The organism is Luteimonas sp. 100069, assembly GCF_003813845.1.
Lineage (GTDB): Bacteria > Pseudomonadota > Gammaproteobacteria > Xanthomonadales > Xanthomonadaceae > Luteimonas > Luteimonas chenhongjianii.
This window is the reverse complement of record NZ_RPFN01000001.1, coordinates 429,719-447,899: the sequence shown is the minus strand read 5'-3', so window position 1 is coordinate 447,899 and position 18,181 is coordinate 429,719. Positions and strand designations below refer to the sequence as shown.

Below are 18,181 nucleotides of genomic sequence, written 5' to 3'. Positions count from 1 at the left end.
TCCCCGACTCTGGAGAGAACGATGATGCTCAGAACCACCAAGCTGCGTGACGCTGTCACGCTCGCACTGTTCACGACCGCCACCCTGGCGGCGAGCACCGGCACCGCGCTGGCACAGAGCGAGCCGCAGGCGACAACCCTCGATCGTGTGGAAGTCACAGGTTCTCGCATCCGCTCGGTGGATGCGGAAACCTCCCAGCCGGTCCAGGTGATCGACAGGGCGACGATCGAAAAGCAAGGCCTGACCTCGGTGGCCGAGGTACTGCAGCGCATCTCTTCCAACGGCGCCGCCCTCAATCGCACGTTCAACAACGGCGGCGATGGCTCGTCCGAAGTCTCGCTCCGCAACCTGGGCTCGGCGCGCACGCTGGTACTGGTGGATGGCCGGCGCTGGGTGTCGACGCTCGGCGGCTCGGTGGATCTCAACACGATCCCCGCTGCGATCATCGAGCGGATCGAAGTGCTCAAGGACGGCGCCTCGTCCATCTACGGCTCCGACGCGATCGCGGGCGTCGTCAACATCATCACCCGCGAGAACTATCAAGGTGCGGAATTGCGTACCCACTACGGTCAGTTCAGCCAGGGCGACGGCGAGCGCAAGTCGGTCGAACTGACCATCGGGTCGAACGGCGAACGCGGCAATGTGGTCTTCAGCCTGTCCCGCGTGGAAGAGGAGGCTGTCATGGCCGGCGATCGCGCGTTCTCTCGCGACCCGGTCCGTGGCCTGGGCGCGTCCCAGTACAGCGGCTATTCGTCCAACGGCAAGATCTGGAACGCCGGCCCGCTCGACGACGGCGACGACGGCTGGAGCGAATATCTGATCGTCCCGCCCAACGCTACCGGTATCGGTCCGGCGGGACAGCAGCGCTACGGGCTTGACCAGACCGTGCCCTGGAGCGCCGCGTCCTACGCCTACAACTATGCCAAGGACAACTATCTCCTCACTCCGCAGACCCGTACCTCCGCCTATACCAAGGCTCGCTACGACCTGACCGACACCATCGCGGTGCGCGCCGAAGCGTTGTACAACGAGCGTCGCTCCCAGCAGCAGCTGGCCGGCTTCCCGTTGACAGGCGGCGCCGGCTTCGGCGATCCCGACGCGGCGATGAGCCCCGACAGCTACTTCAATCCCTACAACCCTGCGTACGGTGGAGACGGACGCGCGGTGGAATGGAGCCATCGTCTGACCGAGCAGGCGCGCGTCTACGACCAGAACGTCAAGACCTTCCACACCTATGTCGGCCTCGAAGGCACCTTCGATTTCGCCGATCGCTTTTTCAGCTGGGACGTCGGCTACAACTTCAACAAGTCCGACCAGACGGATCGCCAGATCGGCGACGCGAACATGCTCAACGTGGCCGCAGGCGTCGGTCCGTCCGAGCTTCGCGATGGCCGCGTGGTCTGTGTCACCGGCCCGGGCGGCGACATCATCGATGGATGCGTACCGTTCAACCCGCTCTCGCCCGCCGGCGGGGTGAGCCAGGAAATGCTCGACTACATCCTGTTCACTGCGCAGGACGTGTACCAGAACCGCACCGAAAGCTTCACCGCCAACATGTCGGGCGACATGTTCACGATGCCGGGCGGCACCGCCGGTTTCGCCGTGGGTATCGAATCGCGCAGGGAAAGCGGTTTCGATTCTCCGGATGCGTTCGTCGCGGCCGGCCTGACCTCGGGCAACGGGCGGAAGCCCACCGCGGGCTCGTACGACCTCGACGAAATCTATGCCGAGGTCCTGCTCCCCCTGCTGTCCGATGTCACCGGTGCGCAGCTGCTTGAACTCAGCCTGGCCAGCCGGTATTCCGACTACAGCAACTTCGGTGATACGACCAACAGCAAGGCCGGCTTCAAGTGGAAGCCCATCGACGACCTGCTGATCCGCGGCAACTGGTCGGAGGGGTTCCGCGCGCCTCCGATCTCGACCCTGTTCCGGGGTCTTGCAGACTCGTACACCCAGTTCGGCGACATCTGTTCGGCCGACTATGAGGGCCGCACGGGCACCATCGCCGCGAACTGCCTTGCCGACGGCGTGCCGGCCGACTTCATCCAGCGCACCAACACGGGACTGGGTTACTTCGGCCAGACGATCTTCCCGTTCTCCATCGGCGGCAATCCCAACGCAGGCCCGGAAACCTCCATCTCGAAGACCGCCGGCTTCGTCTACAGCCCGTCCTTCATCGAGAGCCTGAACATCACCGTCGACTGGTGGAACATCAAGATCGAGAACGCGCTCTCCACGCCGAGCGCCGCCTACATCCTCGATCAGTGCTACGCACAGGGTGATCAGGCCTGGTGCGACCTGTTCAGCCGTCGCGCTGCGGACAACCAGATCGACTTCATGTTGCTGGCACCGCAGAACCTCAGCGTCACCGAGGTCGAAGGCTGGGATGTCAACGTCAGCTACACGATGCCCGAGACCAACTTCGGCAACTTCGGCTTCGCCCTCGACACGTCCTATGTGTCGAAGTGGGATTCGCAGTTCACCCCGGAGTCGGAAGTGTCCAGCGCGGTCGGCAACTACTACGAGAGCGATCCGAACTGGCGTCTGCGGGCCAACGCATCGCTCGACTGGAGCTACGGCGACTTCTCGGCCAGCTGGATGACCCGTTACATGTCCGGACTCAACGAAGCCTGTGCGTTTCCGGGCAGGGGCCTGTGCACCGATGAAGACCGCCGCACGGCGGAAGGCCCGGCGCCACGCAACCGCCTCGGCGCGACGACGTACCACGACGTGCAGGTGCGCTACCAACTGCCGTGGAATGGCACCGTCAAGCTGGGTGCGAACAACGTGTTCAAGAAGGATCCGCCGTTCGCGACTCAGGCCTTCGCCAACTCGTTCGACTACCAGTACGACATCCCCGACAGCCGTTACATGTACATGGAGTACGTACAGCGCTTCTGATCGCACACCTGCGTTGCAAGACGGCCCCGCAAGGGGCCGTCTTTTTTTTGGCTGGCCTTGCGCCTGGGACCGACGCTCGTGCCGACGCGAGTGCACCCCGCAGCGACGTGGAGAGTTGGCCACGGTATGCGCCGCACGCGCAGAGAAGTGCCCCTCGTCGGCGCCGGTTCGCGCCCGAACCGGCAACTGCAACCGCAACCGCAACTGCCACGGCGCCGTAGCGGTGCAGCAGCGATCCGGTGGCGCTGCCGCTGTTATTGGGGGTGCGCGGTTAGACAACCCCAGCGACTTCCGCCGCGCGGGACGCCGTAGACGGCGTCTATTCATGTTGAATGCCGATCAGGGGAGTGCCGGCCTCCTTCTTCACGCCACCCAATCTTTTTCTTAACGAGACTTTAATTTGTGGATTGACGCGGTTAGTATCGACCCACCTTGCCGTTCTTGGCGTCTGACTTGGCGCCGCGCGGCCGGGCTCGCGGGGGATATCCCGAACACACTCGGAGAGAGAGAAGAATGATCCTGAAGTCCACCAAGCTGCGCGATGCCATCGGCCTCGCCATCATCGCCAGCACCACGACGTTTGCGGGCACCGCATTCGCGCAGAGCTCGCCCCAAGCAACCACGCTCGACCGCGTCGAAGTCACCGGCTCGCGCATCCGCCAGGTCGATATCGAGACCGCCCAGCCGGTCCTCGCCATTTCCCGCCAGGAGCTCGAAGCCCAGGGCTTCAGCACGATTGCCGACGTCCTGCAGAACATCTCCGCAGCCGGTTCGCCGACCTTCAGCCGCGCCTCGCCCCTGACCGCCAACCAGGAAGCCGGCGGCCAGTACATCGACATGCGTAACCTGGGCGCGCAGCGCACCCTGGTGCTGGTGAACGGCAAGCGCCTGGGTATCAGCCCCAACGGGTTCCAGGACCTCTCCGCGATCCCGATGGTGATGGTCGAGCGCATGGAGATCCTCAAGGACGGCGCGTCTGCCGTCTACGGCTCCGACGCCATGGCCGGCGTGGTCAACATCATCACCCGCAAGAACTTCGAAGGTGCGCAGGCGAATGCGTACTACGGCCAGTTCAGCGCGGGCGACGGCGCCAAGCAGAGCCTCGACTTCATGATGGGCTTCTCTGGCGACCGCGGCTCCCTGACCATCGGCGCCGACTACCACAAGGAAAAGGAAGTGTGGGCGCGCGACCGCTGGTATTCGCGCGATACCGCGCCCGGCTTCCCGGCAGCGAGCCTGACGACCGTCGGTCAGTGGGGTAACTGGCGCCAGTCCGGTGCAGCAGCAAGTGCGCCCTGGTTCGCACCCAACCGCGGCAGCGACGCTATCGGCGCGGGCGATTTCCATCCCCAGACCGCCGACGACACCAGCCGTTCCAACGACCAGATGCACCTGCTGACGCCGCTGGAGCGCCGCTCGCTCTACGTCAACGGCAACTACGACCTGACTGACAACGTCCGCTTCACCACGGACCTCGGCTACATGCGCCGCGAGTCTGGGCGCCAGATCGCGGGCTACCCCACCCAGTCGACCGCCATCGGCGCGCCGATGTCGCCGAACAGCTACTTCAATCCCCTGCCGGGCACCCAGGTGGACTGGCGCCGTCGCGGCTGGGAAGTGCCGCGTACGACCGACAGCACCGTCAGCACCTGGCGCTTCACCGCCGCGCTGGAAGGCTCGTTCGAAATCAGCGAACGTTTCTTCGACTGGGACGTGGGCTACATGTACACGGACAACGAGCAGAAGACCGTCAACAACGGCAACTTCTACATTCCGGGCGTCCGCGCGGCTGTGGGCCCGTCGTTCCTGAACAGCCAGGGTGTTGTCCAGTGCGGTACCGCTGCCGCCCCGATCGCCCTCACGAACTGCGTGCCGTGGAATCCCTTTGCCGGTTTCGGCACGGGTGCGGTGGCCAATTCGCTGGATGATCCGGCAGTCCTCGCGAAGCTGTTCCGTCAGGAGCATGCGCTCGGCGAGACCTCGACCCACAACTACTTCGCCAACCTGTCGGGCTCGCTGTACACCCTTCCGGCCGGCGATCTGGGCTTTGCGGTCGGCCTGGAGCATCGCAAGGAAGAGGGTGGCTACTATCCGGACGCGATCGCGCAGTCGGGTGACTCCACCAACCTCGCGTCGGGCCCGACGTTCGGTGCCTACTCGCTCGACGAAGTCTATGCAGAGCTGAACGTGCCGGTGCTGGCCGACATCACCGGCGCCCGCGAGCTGAGCCTGAGCCTGGCGAGCCGCTACTCCGACTACGACACCTTCGGCGATACGACCAACAGCAAGGCCGGCTTCAAGTGGCGCCCGATCGACGACCTGCTGGTCCGCGGCACCTGGTCGGAAGGCTTCCGCGCGCCGACCATCGGCAACCTGTTCGGCGGCGGTTCGCAGTCCTTCACTACGGGCTTCGTCGATCCCTGCGACAGCGTATACGGCGTCGCACGCGGCACCCCGCGCTGCCTGCAGGACGTGGCTGCGAACTATCGCCAGCTGCAGCAGGGCTTCATTCCGACCGTCAGCGCTGCCGCGCAGACGCCGGTTCCGTTCACCAGCGGCTCCAATCCGAACCTGCAGCCTGAAACCTCGGTTTCCAGGACGCTTGGCCTGGTCTACAGCCCGTCGTACGTGCAGGGCCTGAGCCTTGCCCTGGACTGGTGGAAGATCCGGATCGAGAACACCGTGGTCTCGGATGCGCCCAACACGATGCTCGCGGACTGCTACATCAACCTGATCGAATCGCGTTGCGCGGGCTTCACCCGCGACCCGGTGACCCAGATCGTCAACAACCTGACGTACGGCATGCGCAACGCCGGTTACACGGAAACCGAAGGCTACGACTTCGACGTCGCCTACAACGTGAGCACCGACTACGGTCGTTTTGGCGCCAAGTGGATGACGACCTATGTCAGCCGCTACGAATCCAAGGCAACCAACGACGCGACCGCGGTTCCGTCGCAGTCCGTCGGCTTCGGTGGCACCTTCCGCGTCCGTTCGAACGCAAGCATCAGCTGGGCGATGAACGACTGGTCGGTGAACTGGGGGACCCGCTACTACTCCGGTTCCATGGAGTCGTGCTACGTCAATACGCCCGAGTTCTGCAGCCGTCCGCAGTACGCTGCGCCGGATACGCAGGGTCGCATCTCGCCGCAGAACGACCTGGGCTCGAACACGTTCCATGACGTGCAGATCACCTACAGCGCCCCGTGGGACGCGAAGATCTCGATCGGTGCGAACAACGTGTTCAACCACGAGGCTTCGCCGTGGTACCGCCAGGCCAACTCGAACTTCTCCTACTACGGTGGGTTCGACAATGGCCGCTTCCTGTTCATGAAGTATCAGCAGAACTTCTGATCATCGAAGTGGTTTGAGTGACACGACTACGGCCCTTCGGGGCCGTAGTTTTTTGTGGCGGAGCGAGATCGGGAGATGCGCGCCCGCCCGCAAGGCATGCGATTGCGCCGGATACAGGCGCTGCACGGCTGCACAGCACGACGGTACACGAAGCACCGGTTGCAGCACACGAAGCGACCGGCGCGGGCGTACCCCGACACGGAGCCGCAGTGCGGCACGGGAAAACGGCGACCTGCTAGCGCCAGCTCCGGCCCGGCAACGCCGGCGGCCGATCATTTGATCTCACGCAGGGCGCCGCCACGGGGGCGACGGCCTTGCCGTGACGCCTCGCAGGCCACGGCTCACCACCGTCAACCGAGCGCAGGGAACCCCTGCCCCGGGCGCATGGCGGACGACTTCAGCCCGCCGCGCGAGGGGCAAGAATTGTTGGCGCTCAGCGGCAGACGTCGTCGCCCGATGCGCCCTGCCCGGCGCGCCATCTTCGGGCGACACGCAACAGGGCGAGTGGGTCTCGCGATCGCCCCTTGTCGGCAGGCGTGAGGTCAGGCCGGTACAGCGGTTTTCCGGGCCTGCCCCCAGCTCAAAGTCTGGTCGGCGAACTCGCGCTCCCAGTCGCCGGCGTCCACCTGCAAGGCGCGTTCGATCGTAGCCGCGGACATGTCTTCGCCCGCCCGGATCCCACCTTCGACGGGCATCAGTCCCGGCCCGGCATCACGCGCCTCTGCACGGCCCTCGACGCGGTCGATGATCCATTCGAGCACCCGCAGGTTCTCTCCGAAGCCGGGCCACAGGAAGTTGCCCTCGGCGTCCTTGCGGAACCAGTTGACGTGGAAGATCTTCGGCAGTTGCGCACCGGCGGTGTCGAACGACAGCCAGTGGGCAAAATACTCGGCGAAGTCGTAGCCGCAAAAGGGCTTCATCGCCATCGGGTCGCGCCGTACCAGGCCAACCTGGCCGGTCGCCGCTGCGGTCGTTTCCGAGGCCATCGTCGCGCCGACGAATACGCCGTGCGCCCAGTCCCGGGCCTCGAACACCAGGGGAATCGTGCTCGCGCGACGCCCGCCGAATACGATGGCACTGATCGGCACCCCGCCGGCATCCTCGCTGCGTGGCGACCAGCTGGGGCACTGCCGCGCGGACACGGTGAAACGTGCGTTGGGATGCGCGGCCGGGCCGTTTGCCGGGTCATATACCCGCCCCCGCCAGTCCAGCGCGGGCACCCGATCATCCAGCCCCTCCCACCACGGCTGCTTGTCCGCAGTCAGGGCGACATTGGTGTAGATCGTGTCGCGCTGGATCATCGTCAGCGCGTTGGGATTGGAACGCGCGGAGGTGCCGGGCGCGACGCCGAAATAGCCGGCCTCGGGGTTGATCGCCCAGAGTTTCCCGTCGGGGCCCGGACGCATCCAGCAGATGTCGTCACCGACCGTCCAGACCTTCCATCCCGCCTCGCGATAGGCCTGCGGGGGCACGAGCATCGCCAGATTGGTCTTGCCGCAGGCGCTGGGGAATGCCGCGGCAATGTAATGGACCTCACCCTGCGGATTCTCGATACCAAGGATCAGCATGTGCTCGGCCAGCCAGCCTTCTTCGCGGGCCTGCCAGGACGCGAGACGCAAGGCGTGGCATTTCTTGCCGAGCAGGGCGTTGCCACCGTAACCGGAACCGTACGACTTGATCGTCAGCTCCTCGGGAAAATGCATGATGAAGCGACGTTCGGGATCCAGTTCGCCGAGCGAGTGCAATCCCCGCACGAACGTCCCCTCCTGCTCGATCCTGCGCAGCGCTGGCGTCCCCATGCGGGTCATGATCCGCATGTTGACGACGACGTAGGGGGAGTCGGTGATTTCCACGCCGCAACGCGCAAGCGGCGAATCGATCGGCCCCATGCAATAGGGCACGACATACAGCGTCCGTCCGCGCATGCAGCCCGCGAACAGCGCGTCCATCTTCGCGTGGGCCTCGGCGGGCGCCATCCAGTGGTTGTTGGCGCCGGCCGCCGTTGCCTCGCGGGTGCAGACAAAGGTCAGGTGTTCGACGCGCGCGACATCGTCGGGGTGGGAGCGGTGCAGCCAGCACCCCGGGTGGGTGCCGGGATTGAGCGGAATCAGGCTGCCATCAGCCTGCATCATCTCGAGAAGCTTGCGGTTCTCTGCATCGCTGCCATCGCACCAATGGACCGCATCGGGCTGGGTCAGTGCAGCGACCTCCTGGACCCAGGCCGCAAGCGCCGCCAGCGATGTGCCCGTGGACGCTTCTGTTTTCAGCACTGCACTCATGACCACTCCCTACGCACATAGTGAGCGGAGTCTATTCGTCACGTATGCAACCAGTCGCGCTGCGCTGCGTCAGCCACCGGTGTCATGGCCAGCGGAACTGAACTTGGGCACCTACGCCCGCCCCCTGCCTAGGCAGTGTCCGCGGTGATCGCACCCTCCCGCCGCATGCACCCGACGGCGGGCGGGTCGGTCAGGCCGGCACCAGCGTCTGCGCCAGATGCTCGACATAGGCGTCGAATTCGTCCTGCTGCATGCGCGCCTGGTGCAGTTGGAGGTTCAGCTGGAGGAAGCCGACATAGGCCGCGTAGGTCAGCCGTGCGCGGTGCTGGGCGTCCTCGCGGCCGAGACCGGCCTGGCGGAACGAGGCGGTGAGGTAGTCGAGCCGGCGCTTGGACACGCGCTCGATCACCGGTTGCACGGTGGCGTGGTCCTGGGCCTTGAGCAGGGCACTGTAGATGACGTGCGATTTGTATTCACGCGCGACCATGTTGAACAGCGCGCGCAGGCGCTCGCGCGCATCGGGGACCTTTTCGAGCGCACCGAACAGCGCCTCCTGCTCGACGTTTTCCCAGCGCTCGAGCGCTGCCTGCAGCAGCGCGTCGCGCGAAGGGAAGTGCCAATAGAAACTGCCCTTGGTCACCCCCAGGCGCCGCGCGAGGGGCTCCACTGCCACCGCCTGCACGCCGGTTTCAGCGATCAGGTCGAGTGCGGCCTGCGCCCAGTCGTCGGCACTCAGACGGCCTTGCCGCTCGACGGGTGCCGCATTGGCGGTGGACGTCGCGGACGCCGGCTTGGCTGCGGTTCTGCTCATCGCCACAGTCTATCCATACGCCTCGGTCTGCAACAGTATCGACGCCCCCGACACGACGCCGATGGCAGCATTGACACGGGCCAGACTCGTCACCATACTCGAGCGTACGGTTAGCACAGGGCCCCGCCCTTGCAGCCGGCGCCGTCGCGGCGTCGGCTCCGTTTTCTCTGCTATGCCGACTGCCGGAGTTCATGATGAGCGTCGCGATCCCCTTCCTTGCTTTCCTGCTGGTGGGCGCTTTTGCCGCCTATCACCGTCTGCGTCTGGCGTACTGGGCGGCGATCACCGTCACCGTCCTGCTCGCCTGTTGGCTGCTGGGTGCCAATGGCGTCGCAACCGCGGTCGCCGCCTTGCTGGTTGCAGCGATCGCACTGCCGCTGCTGATCGCACCCGTGCGCAAGGCGCTGATTACCGCGCCGCTGCTGAAGTTCTTCCGCAAGGTCCTGCCGCCGCTGTCGCAGACCGAACGCATCGCACTGGAGACGGGCTCGGTCGGTTTCGAGGGCGAGCTCTTCACCGGTGACCCGGACTGGCAGAAGCTGCTCGACTATCCGAAGCCCCAGCTCACCGCCGAGGAGCAGGCCTTCCTCGATGGTCCGGTCGAAACCCTGTGCAAGATGATCAACGACTGGGAGATCACCCACGTCCATGCCGACCTGCCGCCCGAACTCTGGGACTACATCAAGGTCAACAAGTTCTTCGGCATGATCATTCCCAAGGCCTACGGCGGCCTTGGCTTCTCGGCGCTGGCCCACCACAAGGTCATCCAGAAGCTGTCGTCGATCTCGAGCGTCGTCAGCTCGACCGTCGGCGTGCCGAATTCGCTCGGCCCGGGCGAGCTGCTCAACCACTACGGCACCCAGGAACAGAAGGACCACTACCTGCCGCGCCTCGCGCTGGGCCAGGAAGTGCCCTGCTTCGGCCTGACCGGCCCGTTCGCCGGCTCCGATGCGACGTCGATCCCGGACTACGGCATCGTCTGCAAGGGCGAATGGAACGGCGCGAACGTACTTGGCGTCCGGCTGACGTTCGACAAGCGCTACATCACGCTGGCGCCCGTCGCCACGCTGATCGGCCTGGCGTTCCGCATGTATGACCCGGACGGCCTGATCGGCGACACCCAGGACATCGGTATCACGCTGGCGCTGTTGCCGCGCGATACCGCAGGCGTGGAGATCGGCCGCCGCCACTTCCCGCTCAATTCCCCATTCCAGAACGGCCCCATCCGCGGCAAGGACGTCTTCATTCCGCTCAGCCAGCTGATCGGCGGCGCCGAGATGGCCGGCAAGGGCTGGGCCATGCTCAACGAGTGCCTGGCGGTCGGCCGCTCGATCACCCTGCCCTCCACCGCTTCCGGCGGCGCGAAGGCCGGTGCGGTGGTCACCGGCGCATACGCGCGGATCCGCAAGCAGTTCGGCCTCTCGGTCGGCCGCTTCGAGGGCGTCGAGGAGGCGCTGGCACGCATTGGCGGCAAGGCATATGCGATCAGTGCGCTGTCGCAGGCGACCGCGGCCGCGGTCGACCGTGGCGACGTGCCGTCGGTGCCGTCGGCGATCGCGAAGTACCACTGCACCTCGATGAGCCGTGAGGTCATCAGCGATGTCATGGACGTGATCGGCGGCAAGGGCATCATTCTCGGCCCGAAGAACTTCGCCGGCCGCAGCTGGCAGGCGGCCCCGATCGCCATCACCGTCGAGGGCGCGAACATCATGACGCGCAGCCTGCTGATCTTCGGCCAGGGGGCGATCCTCTGCCATCCGTGGGTCATGAAGGAAATGAAGGCAGCGCAGGATCCGGACGAGAAGCGCGGCCTGGAGGAATTCGACAGCAACCTGTTCGGCCACATCGGATTCGCGATCTCCAACGCGGTGCGTTCGATCTGGTTCGGCCTGACCGGCGCGAAGATCGGCGCCGCACCCGGCGACGACTACACCCGCCGCTATTTCCGCAAGCTCGACCGGTATTCGGCGAACCTCGCGCTGATGGCCGATGTGTCGATGCTGACGCTCGGCGGCAAGCTGAAGTTCAAGGAGTCGCTGTCTGGTCGCCTGGGCGACGTGCTGAGCCACATCTACATGACCAGCGCGATGCTCAAGCGCTACCACGACGAGGGCGCGCCGCAGGCCGACCAGCCCTTGCTGGCCTGGGCATTCCACGACAGCGTGCACAAGATCGAGACCGCGCTGTCGGATGCGCTGCGCAATTTCCCGATCCGCCCGGTGGGCTGGCTGATGTGGGCGCTGATCTTCCCGCTGGGCCGTCGCGCCGAGGCCCCCGGCGACCGTCTGTCGCGCCGGGTCGCAGCGCTGCTGATGGCGCCGAACGAGGCGCGTGCGCGGTTGGCCGAGGGTGTCTTCCTCACTCCGGGCGAGAACAACCCGGGTGGCCGCATCGACAGCTACCTGGCCAAGGCGATTGCGGCCGAGCCGGTGGAGCGCAAGTTCCTCAAGGCGCTCAAGAGCAAGGGCATCGAGGCTCTGGACTACGCCTCGCAGCTCGACGAGGCGGTGCGCGAAGGCCACATCACTGCCGAGGAGCGCGCCCAGCTCGAGGAGCTGCGTGAGCTCACCCTGGACGTGATCACCGTCGATGATTTCGACACCGAGGAACTGCGCTCGGCGGGTTTCCGGACAGCGGCGCAGCAGTCCGAGTCGCGCGAAGCCGCCTGAGCACCACACGTGACATGAGACCGGCAACGGCGGGCGCAAGCCCGCCGTTGTCGTATCCGGCACTCCGATCGAGGCACTCCTCCACCTGGCGCAATGATGGCCGCAGCGGTGACGCCTCGATCCGCGTATCCGCGACCCCGGGGCCGGCTACTCGACATCCCTGCCTTCAAAGAAGCGCGCCTGTCGTCTCGGACATTACGCCGGGGCATCACCTGGCTGCGGGGCGTTCCGCCGACCGGTCCGGTGTCGGCTGAGTGGGCAGCCCGCGCTCGGCGCGGATCACCCGCCATGCGCCGAAGGTCATTCCCAGCGCGATGCCGATGCCGGCCACGAACACCATCTGCGAGCCCAGTGTGGCCAAGGCCTTGTGCACCCAGACGAAGGTCACGTCGCCGCCGCGGTAGACCGCGGTGTCGATCACCGCCTTGGCCTTGTAGCGGGATTCCCGGTCCACCCGGGTGTAGAGCGTCTCGCGCGCCGGCTTGGCCAGCGAGAACTCGCTCGAACGCGTCACCACCTGGACCATCGCGACCAGCAGCGGCAGCGGCGATGCCGAGAGCAGGGAGAAACCCAGCAGGATGGCGATCGCCGGCAGCAGCAACAGCGGCGCCACGCCATAGCGGCGCAGCAGCCAGCGGGTGAGCAGCAACTGCACGAGGATCGTCAGGCTTGCGATCGCCCAGTCGATCATCGAGTAGTAGCGCGTCGCCGCCTCGGCCGTCGGATACAGCCGACGCACGATGGCGGCCTGCTCGTTGTAGAGCAACGTGCCGACGCCGACACCGAAGAACATCAGCATCGCCAGGCCACGCAGCAGCGGGTCGGCCGCGATGAGCTTGAGTCCCGCCCAGATCGAACCGCCGATCGCCTGCTCGCCCTGCACAGCGCGTGAGCCCTCGTTGCGGAGGGCCCAGCTGCGCAGCCTGAGAATGCACAGCAGGCACACGCCGAGGAACCCTACGGAGACCAGGGTCAGATTGGCGACGCCGATCCGGTCGACCAGCAGGGTGGTGATCAGCGGACCGACGAATGCGCCGATGGTGCCCCCGGCGCCGATGTAGCCGTAATAGCGTTTGGCCTGCTCGTTGTCGAATACATCGGCCATGAAGCTCCAGAACACACTGACCGCGAACAGGTTGAACACCGCGATCCAGATGAAGAACAGCGCGCCGCGACCCTGGAGATCTGAATCGAAGGCCCAGCGGAACCCCAGCAGGCAGGCGATGAAGACCAGATACACGACCGGCAGGAACACCCGTCGCGGAAAGCGCGAGACCAGCGCGCCATAGAGCGGCTGCAGCAGCAGCATCACCACGAAGGTGCCGCTGAAGAGCGCCTGCAGGGTGAAGTCGCCAAGCGCGATGCCACGCGCCGTCGCCCAGTCGAGCAGGAACGACGGAAAGACCGCGGCCGCGTCGGACGAGGCTCCCATCGCGTCGCGCACCGGACGCAGGACGTAGTAGCCGCACAGCAGGCAGAAGAAATACAGCAGCGCCCACCACAGGGGCGGCGACTCCGCGAGCGCGGTGCGCAACCGGGGGCGCGGCGGCGTCATGACAGGGGGACGCATGGCAGGCTCGCAGACGGACGCGGCACGTTAACGCAACGCCCCGCCCGCGACCAGCGCGGCGCCCGGCACGATGGGGCGCGCGCGCATATCCTCTAGCCCCCTCCCCCACCGGTACACCGATGCCCCCGCGCCCCGCCCCCGTCTACGACTACATCATCGTCGGCGCCGGTTCCGCCGGCTGCGTACTGGCGCACCGGCTCAGCGCCGATCCCGACGTGCGTGTGCTGCTGCTCGAAGCCGGCCCCAACGATGCGCATCCCTTCATCCACATGCCGGCAGGGCTCGCGAGGCTGGTCAACCGCAAGGACGTGAACTGGAGCTACGACACCGCGCCCGAGCCTGCGCTCCAGGGTCGCAGCCTGTGGTGGCCGCGCGGCAAGGTGCTTGGCGGCTCGAGTTCGATCAACGCCATGTGCTACACCCGCGGCGCCCCTGCCGACTACGATGCGTGGGCCGCGCAGGGCGCCAGCGGGTGGTCGTGGGACGAGGTGCTGCCCTGGTTCCGGCGCAGCGAAGGCAATACACGCGGCGCCGATGCCTGGCACGGTGCGGACGGTCCGCTCGGCGTGACCGATCTGCGCCACGTCAATCCGTTGTCCCGGATGTTCGTCGAAGCCGGGGGCCAGGCCGGGCTCCCCATCAACGACGATTTCAACGGACCGTCGCAGCTGGGCGTGGGGCTCTACCAGGTGACCCAGCGCAACGGCGCGCGCTGTTCCGCAGCCGTCGCCTATCTCGACCGCGAGACGCGCGCCCGGCCGAACCTGACGATCCAGACCGGCGCGCTCGCCAGCCGGGTGACGTTCGAAAACGGACGCGCCAATGGGGTGGTCTATTCGACCGCGCGCGGCGCGTTCCATCAGCCGGCCACGCGCGAGGTGCTGCTGTGCGGCGGCGCGATCAACTCGCCGCAACTGCTGATGCTCTCGGGAATCGGCCCGGCAATGGACCTGCGCCGGCAGGGACTGGCTGTCGTCCACGACGCGCCGCAGGTGGGCGGCAATCTGCAGGATCATCTCGACATCTGCACGCTGGTCCGGTCCACCCAACGCATCAGCTATGACCGGATCAGTGAAGCGGCGGTCATCTGGGAATACTTCGCCCGCGGTCATCGCGGCCCCGGGACCAGCAACCTCGCCGAAGCCGGCGGCTTCTACCGCTCGCCGCTCGCCCCGGACGCGCGCGCCGACATCCAGTTCCACTTCGTGCCCGCACTGCTGGACGACCATGGCCGCAAGCGGCTGCCGGGCGACGGCTACACCCTGCACGCCTGCAGCCTGCGACCACGCAGTCGCGGCCGGATCTCGATCGTCAGCAACCGCATCGCCGACAGACCGCGCATCGAAGCGAACTATCTGGGCGACCCGGAAGGCTTCGACCTGCGAATGATGGTCGAGTGCGCGCGTATCTCGCGCACGATCCTGTCCCAGTCGCCATTCGACGGAGTCCGCGGCACGCCCCTGTTCCCGCCGCGCGCCGACCTGTCCGATGCCGAACTCGCCCAATTCGTGCGGGCCAGAGCGGAGTCGGTGTACCACCCGGCCGGGACCTGTCGCATGGGCAGCGACGATGACGCCGTCGTCGATCCACAGCTGCGTGTGCGGGGCGTCGAGGGCCTGCGCGTCATCGACGCCTCGGTCATGCCGACCCTGCCCGGTGGCAACACGAACGCACCGGTGATCATGATCGCCGAGCGCGCGGCCAGCCTGATCGCAGCGGGCTAGCGCGCGGTGGTGGCCGCCGGCCTGGCCACCAGCCAGACCCCGACAGCGGCGAGCGCGAACCCCGCAAGCTTGAGCGCGGTCAGGTGCTCGCCGAGGAACCAGGTGCCCAACAGCGCGGTCACCGGCGGCATCAGGAAGAACAACGCAGCAACGCGCGTCGCCGCGCCGCGCCGGATCAGCACGAACAGCAGGGCGAAGCCGCCGATCGAGTTGACCGCCACCGTCCACAGCATCGGCAGGTAGAAATCCGACGCATGGGCGAACCGGAACCCCTCGACCCACAGCGCGCCCGGCAGCAGCACCAGCGCGGCCGCAATGTTCTGCATGGCGAGCCCGGTGCGCAGGTCGACCGTTGATGCGTGGCGCTTCTGGTAGACGGTGCCCAGACTGATGCCGGCCAGACCGGCGAGCAGCGCGAGCCACGCCGCCCACGACACCTCACCGCCGATCCGGTCCGCCACCACCAGCGCGACGCCTGCGATGCCGAGCACCAGACCGCACCACTGGACCGCGCGCAGACGCTCCTGACCCGTCGCCACCGCGAGCACGGCGACCGCAAGTGGCATCGTGCCGATGACCAGCGCGGCGACGCCTGCACCCGCGCCCCGCTCCATCGCCATGTACACGCCACCGAACTGCAGGGCGAGCATCAGCACGCCCGCCACCGCGCTGTGCATGAGCGCGCGCGGGCGCCCCCAGGGCGCACGCGTGGCCAGCGCGAACACCGCGAACGAAAACCCTGCCAGGCCGAAGCGCCAGACGAGTGCGGTCAACGGGGCGGCATACGCCACCATCAACTTGCCGGCGATGTAGCCGGTGCACCACAGCAGTACGAATGCGGTGCCGAGCGTGGCACTGGAGGAAAGAAGGGAACGCGGATCGGTCATGGACGGCCGCAGCAGGCGTGTCCGCTATCGTCGGTCTGCGAGCGCGCCCCTGTCACTGCGACCTTGGCCCAAGCCGCCACCACGCGGCGACTGCTCCAGCGTCGGCGGCAGCGGGCAGTGCAGCACCCCGCAGATCGTGCGCAACAACTCGGATTCGGCCACGCTGACCTGCCCGTCATGGCTGATCGCGGCAGTGATCGCCTCGACCATGACCTGCTTGGCGAGGGGGTCGAGTGCATCGAGCGGTTCCCACACCGCGTCGAGCGCCTGCACCCCGGCGGCGGGCGGCGCGTAGGGCACGTGATCGCGGGGCAGCACGCGCTGCATGCCGGCAAGATAGGCGCGCTGCGCTTGGGCGGCATCGTCGGGATTACCCGCCTGCGCGACCACCGCAAGCAGGGTCGCGAATTCCGACTTCACATTGCCGGGCTTGCGCCGGCCGAACTGGATATGACGGCCGGGATCGAGCGCCTCGCGTAGTTGCACTTCCAGCAGCCGGCCCAGGCAGTATTCGAACAGCGAGACGCGATTGTCGGCATGGATGACGGCGTGGACGGTATCGAGGAACGTCCCGAGCTCGGGACGCGGGCGCCGACGCAACACCGGAAAGGCCATCGCCGCGAGCGGCAGGCGCAGCATCGGATGCAGCGTCAGCAGATAGGTCTCGCGCAGATGCGCCGCCTCGGTCGCCACCGAGACGCCAAGCCGGGCGACGATCTCGCTGTGCTGGCGCTCGCGCACATCGCTGCGCGCGTCGAGCAGCAACGCCAGCACCAGCGGCATGGCCGCTTCACGATGGGTGGCGACGTCGTGCAGGGCATCACTGATCGCCGAAACCAGCGCGTGCGCCCGTTCGTAATCTTCGTCGCGCGGCTGCGCCACCTGCGCCGCGACCATTGGCGGCGTGATCGAGAGCGCGCGATCCACACCCGGCAGAGCCTCGCCCGGTGCCACGAGGCCCAGCGCCACATCCTCCTGCAGACCGTCCGGTGGCAGGGACCGCCACTTCATCTGCAGGCGCGAGAGCTGTTCGGCGCGGAAGCCGGGGTCCAGCGCCTGGATCCGCTTGATCAGTGGCGGGTGCGTCGCGAACAGGCCACTGAGCCCGGCGCCCTCGCCGAACAGCATATGGCTGACTTCCTCGGCATCCTCGCGGTGGGCGAGTCGGGAGCCCGCATCGAGTCCGCCGATCTTCTTCAGAGCTCCGGCAATCCCGGCGGTCTGGCGCGTGAACTGCACGGCCGAGGCGTCGGCCAGCATTTCCCGAGACCGGCTCACCCCGGCCTTGATCATGCGACCGAAGAACATGCCCAGACTGCCGACCGCCATGGCCGCGAGTGCCGCGCCGATCACGGCGAGCGTCGCGCTGTTCCGGAAGCCGCGGCCATGCAGCAGGATCTTGCGCCCGATGATGCCGATCATCAGGATGCCGAACAGGACGCCCATCAGCCGGATGTTGAGCCGCATGTCGCCGTTGAGCACATGGCTGAACTCGTGTGCGACGACTCCCTGCAGCTCGTCGCGATTGAGCCGCTCGAGTGCGCCGCGGGTCACCGCGACGACCGCATCGGACGCCGAATAGCCGGCCGCGAAGGCATTGATGCCGGCCTCCTGTTCGAGCACGTAGATCTTCGGCACCGGCACGCCGGATGCGATCGACATCTCCTCGACCACGTTGCGCAGCCGGCGCAGATGCGGATCGCGAGTGTCTTCGGGCACCGGCACGCCGCCAAGCTGCAGCGCGACCGGCTCGCCCCCGCTGCGCAGCGACGCGATGCGGAACAGCGACCCCAGGCCGATCACCGCGACCGCGCCCAGCGCCGCCGCGAGCAGCGCGCCGGGGCGCGGGCCAACCATCAGCAGCACCAGCAGGTCGACCATCACCACGATGCCCAGTACCGCGAGCGCGAACAGCACGACCAGGCGCGTGCTGTTGCGTCGCGCCCGGGCCTGTTCTTCGAAGAAATTCATCAGGCTGCGACCCCG

9 protein-coding genes are annotated in these 18,181 nt (G+C 66.8%); 4 read left to right on the top strand and 5 right to left on the bottom strand.

Annotated features, from left to right (window positions below; genetic code table 11):
• The first annotated feature begins 24 nt into the window (after window positions 1-24).
• A complete protein-coding gene (locus EGK76_RS01935) occupies window positions 25-2,901 on the top strand; it encodes a TonB-dependent receptor (protein WP_343205608.1) in 2,877 nt (958 codons plus the stop codon).
• 513 nt (window positions 2,902-3,414) lie between these two features.
• Window positions 3,415-6,255 (top strand): TonB-dependent receptor, encoded by a 2,841-nt coding sequence (locus tag EGK76_RS01930; protein WP_123831453.1) that lies wholly within the window; start codon window positions 3,415-3,417, stop codon window positions 6,253-6,255.
• 542 nt (window positions 6,256-6,797) lie between these two features.
• Here EGK76_RS01930 and EGK76_RS01925 read toward each other — a convergent pair.
• Window positions 6,798-8,534, bottom strand: a complete 1,737-nt coding sequence (locus tag EGK76_RS01925; RefSeq protein ID WP_123831452.1) for a phosphoenolpyruvate carboxykinase (GTP) — start codon at window positions 8,532-8,534, stop codon at window positions 6,798-6,800.
• Between the two features lie 190 nt (window positions 8,535-8,724).
• On the bottom strand, window positions 8,725-9,345 hold the full coding sequence (locus EGK76_RS01920) for a TetR/AcrR family transcriptional regulator (RefSeq protein WP_096299616.1): 621 nt from the start codon (window positions 9,343-9,345) through the stop codon (window positions 8,725-8,727).
• A 194-nt stretch (window positions 9,346-9,539) separates the two neighbouring features.
• Here EGK76_RS01920 and EGK76_RS01915 point away from each other — a divergent pair, with 194 nt between their 5' ends.
• Window positions 9,540-12,014, top strand: coding sequence for an acyl-CoA dehydrogenase (locus tag EGK76_RS01915; RefSeq protein WP_096300682.1), 2,475 nt, complete (start codon window positions 9,540-9,542; stop codon window positions 12,012-12,014).
• Window positions 12,015-12,222: 208 nt separating this feature from the next.
• On the opposite strand, the gene EGK76_RS01910 is transcribed toward EGK76_RS01915, so the two are convergent.
• Entirely contained in the window at window positions 12,223-13,584 is a 1,362-nt protein-coding gene (locus tag EGK76_RS01910; protein ID WP_123831450.1) for an MFS transporter, read from the bottom strand.
• A gap of 119 nt (window positions 13,585-13,703) precedes the next feature.
• Between EGK76_RS01910 and EGK76_RS01905 the strand changes: the two genes are divergently transcribed.
• The gene (locus EGK76_RS01905; protein WP_123831448.1) at window positions 13,704-15,308 is read left to right on the top strand and encodes a choline dehydrogenase; all 1,605 of its coding nucleotides are present in this window, start codon (window positions 13,704-13,706) and stop codon (window positions 15,306-15,308) included.
• Here the strand turns inward: EGK76_RS01905 and EGK76_RS01900 are convergent.
• Both EGK76_RS01900 and EGK76_RS01895 read right to left on the bottom strand, forming a co-directional pair.
• Complete coding sequence (locus tag EGK76_RS01900; RefSeq protein WP_123831447.1) at window positions 15,305-16,195, bottom strand: DMT family transporter; 891 nt, start codon at window positions 16,193-16,195, stop codon at window positions 15,305-15,307. The two genes, EGK76_RS01905 and EGK76_RS01900, sit on opposite strands and share 4 nt — an antisense overlap.
• Window positions 16,196-16,219: 24 nt before the next feature.
• Entirely contained in the window at window positions 16,220-18,166 is a 1,947-nt protein-coding gene (locus EGK76_RS01895) for a M48 family metallopeptidase (RefSeq protein WP_123831445.1), read from the bottom strand.
• Window positions 18,167-18,181: the final 15 nt, after the last annotated feature.

Excerpts from the sequence above, each read along its gene's own strand:
- EGK76_RS01915 (WP_096300682.1), top strand. The coding sequence starts at position 9,540 with ATGAGCGTCGCGATCCCCTTCCTTGCTTTCCTGCTGGTGGGCGCTTTT.
- EGK76_RS01905 (WP_123831448.1), top strand. The coding sequence starts at position 13,704 with ATGCCCCCGCGCCCCGCCCCCGTCTACGACTACATCATCGTCGGCGCC.
- EGK76_RS01895 (WP_123831445.1), bottom strand. The coding sequence starts at position 18,166 with ATGAATTTCTTCGAAGAACAGGCCCGGGCGCGACGCAACAGCACGCGC.
- EGK76_RS01930 (WP_123831453.1), top strand. The coding sequence starts at position 3,415 with ATGATCCTGAAGTCCACCAAGCTGCGCGATGCCATCGGCCTCGCCATC.
- EGK76_RS01900 (WP_123831447.1), bottom strand. The coding sequence starts at position 16,195 with ATGACCGATCCGCGTTCCCTTCTTTCCTCCAGTGCCACGCTCGGCACC.
- EGK76_RS01935 (WP_343205608.1), top strand. The coding sequence starts at position 25 with ATGCTCAGAACCACCAAGCTGCGTGACGCTGTCACGCTCGCACTGTTC.
- EGK76_RS01920 (WP_096299616.1), bottom strand. The coding sequence starts at position 9,345 with ATGAGCAGAACCGCAGCCAAGCCGGCGTCCGCGACGTCCACCGCCAAT.
- EGK76_RS01925 (WP_123831452.1), bottom strand. The coding sequence starts at position 8,534 with ATGAGTGCAGTGCTGAAAACAGAAGCGTCCACGGGCACATCGCTGGCG.
- EGK76_RS01910 (WP_123831450.1), bottom strand. The coding sequence starts at position 13,584 with ATGCGTCCCCCTGTCATGACGCCGCCGCGCCCCCGGTTGCGCACCGCG.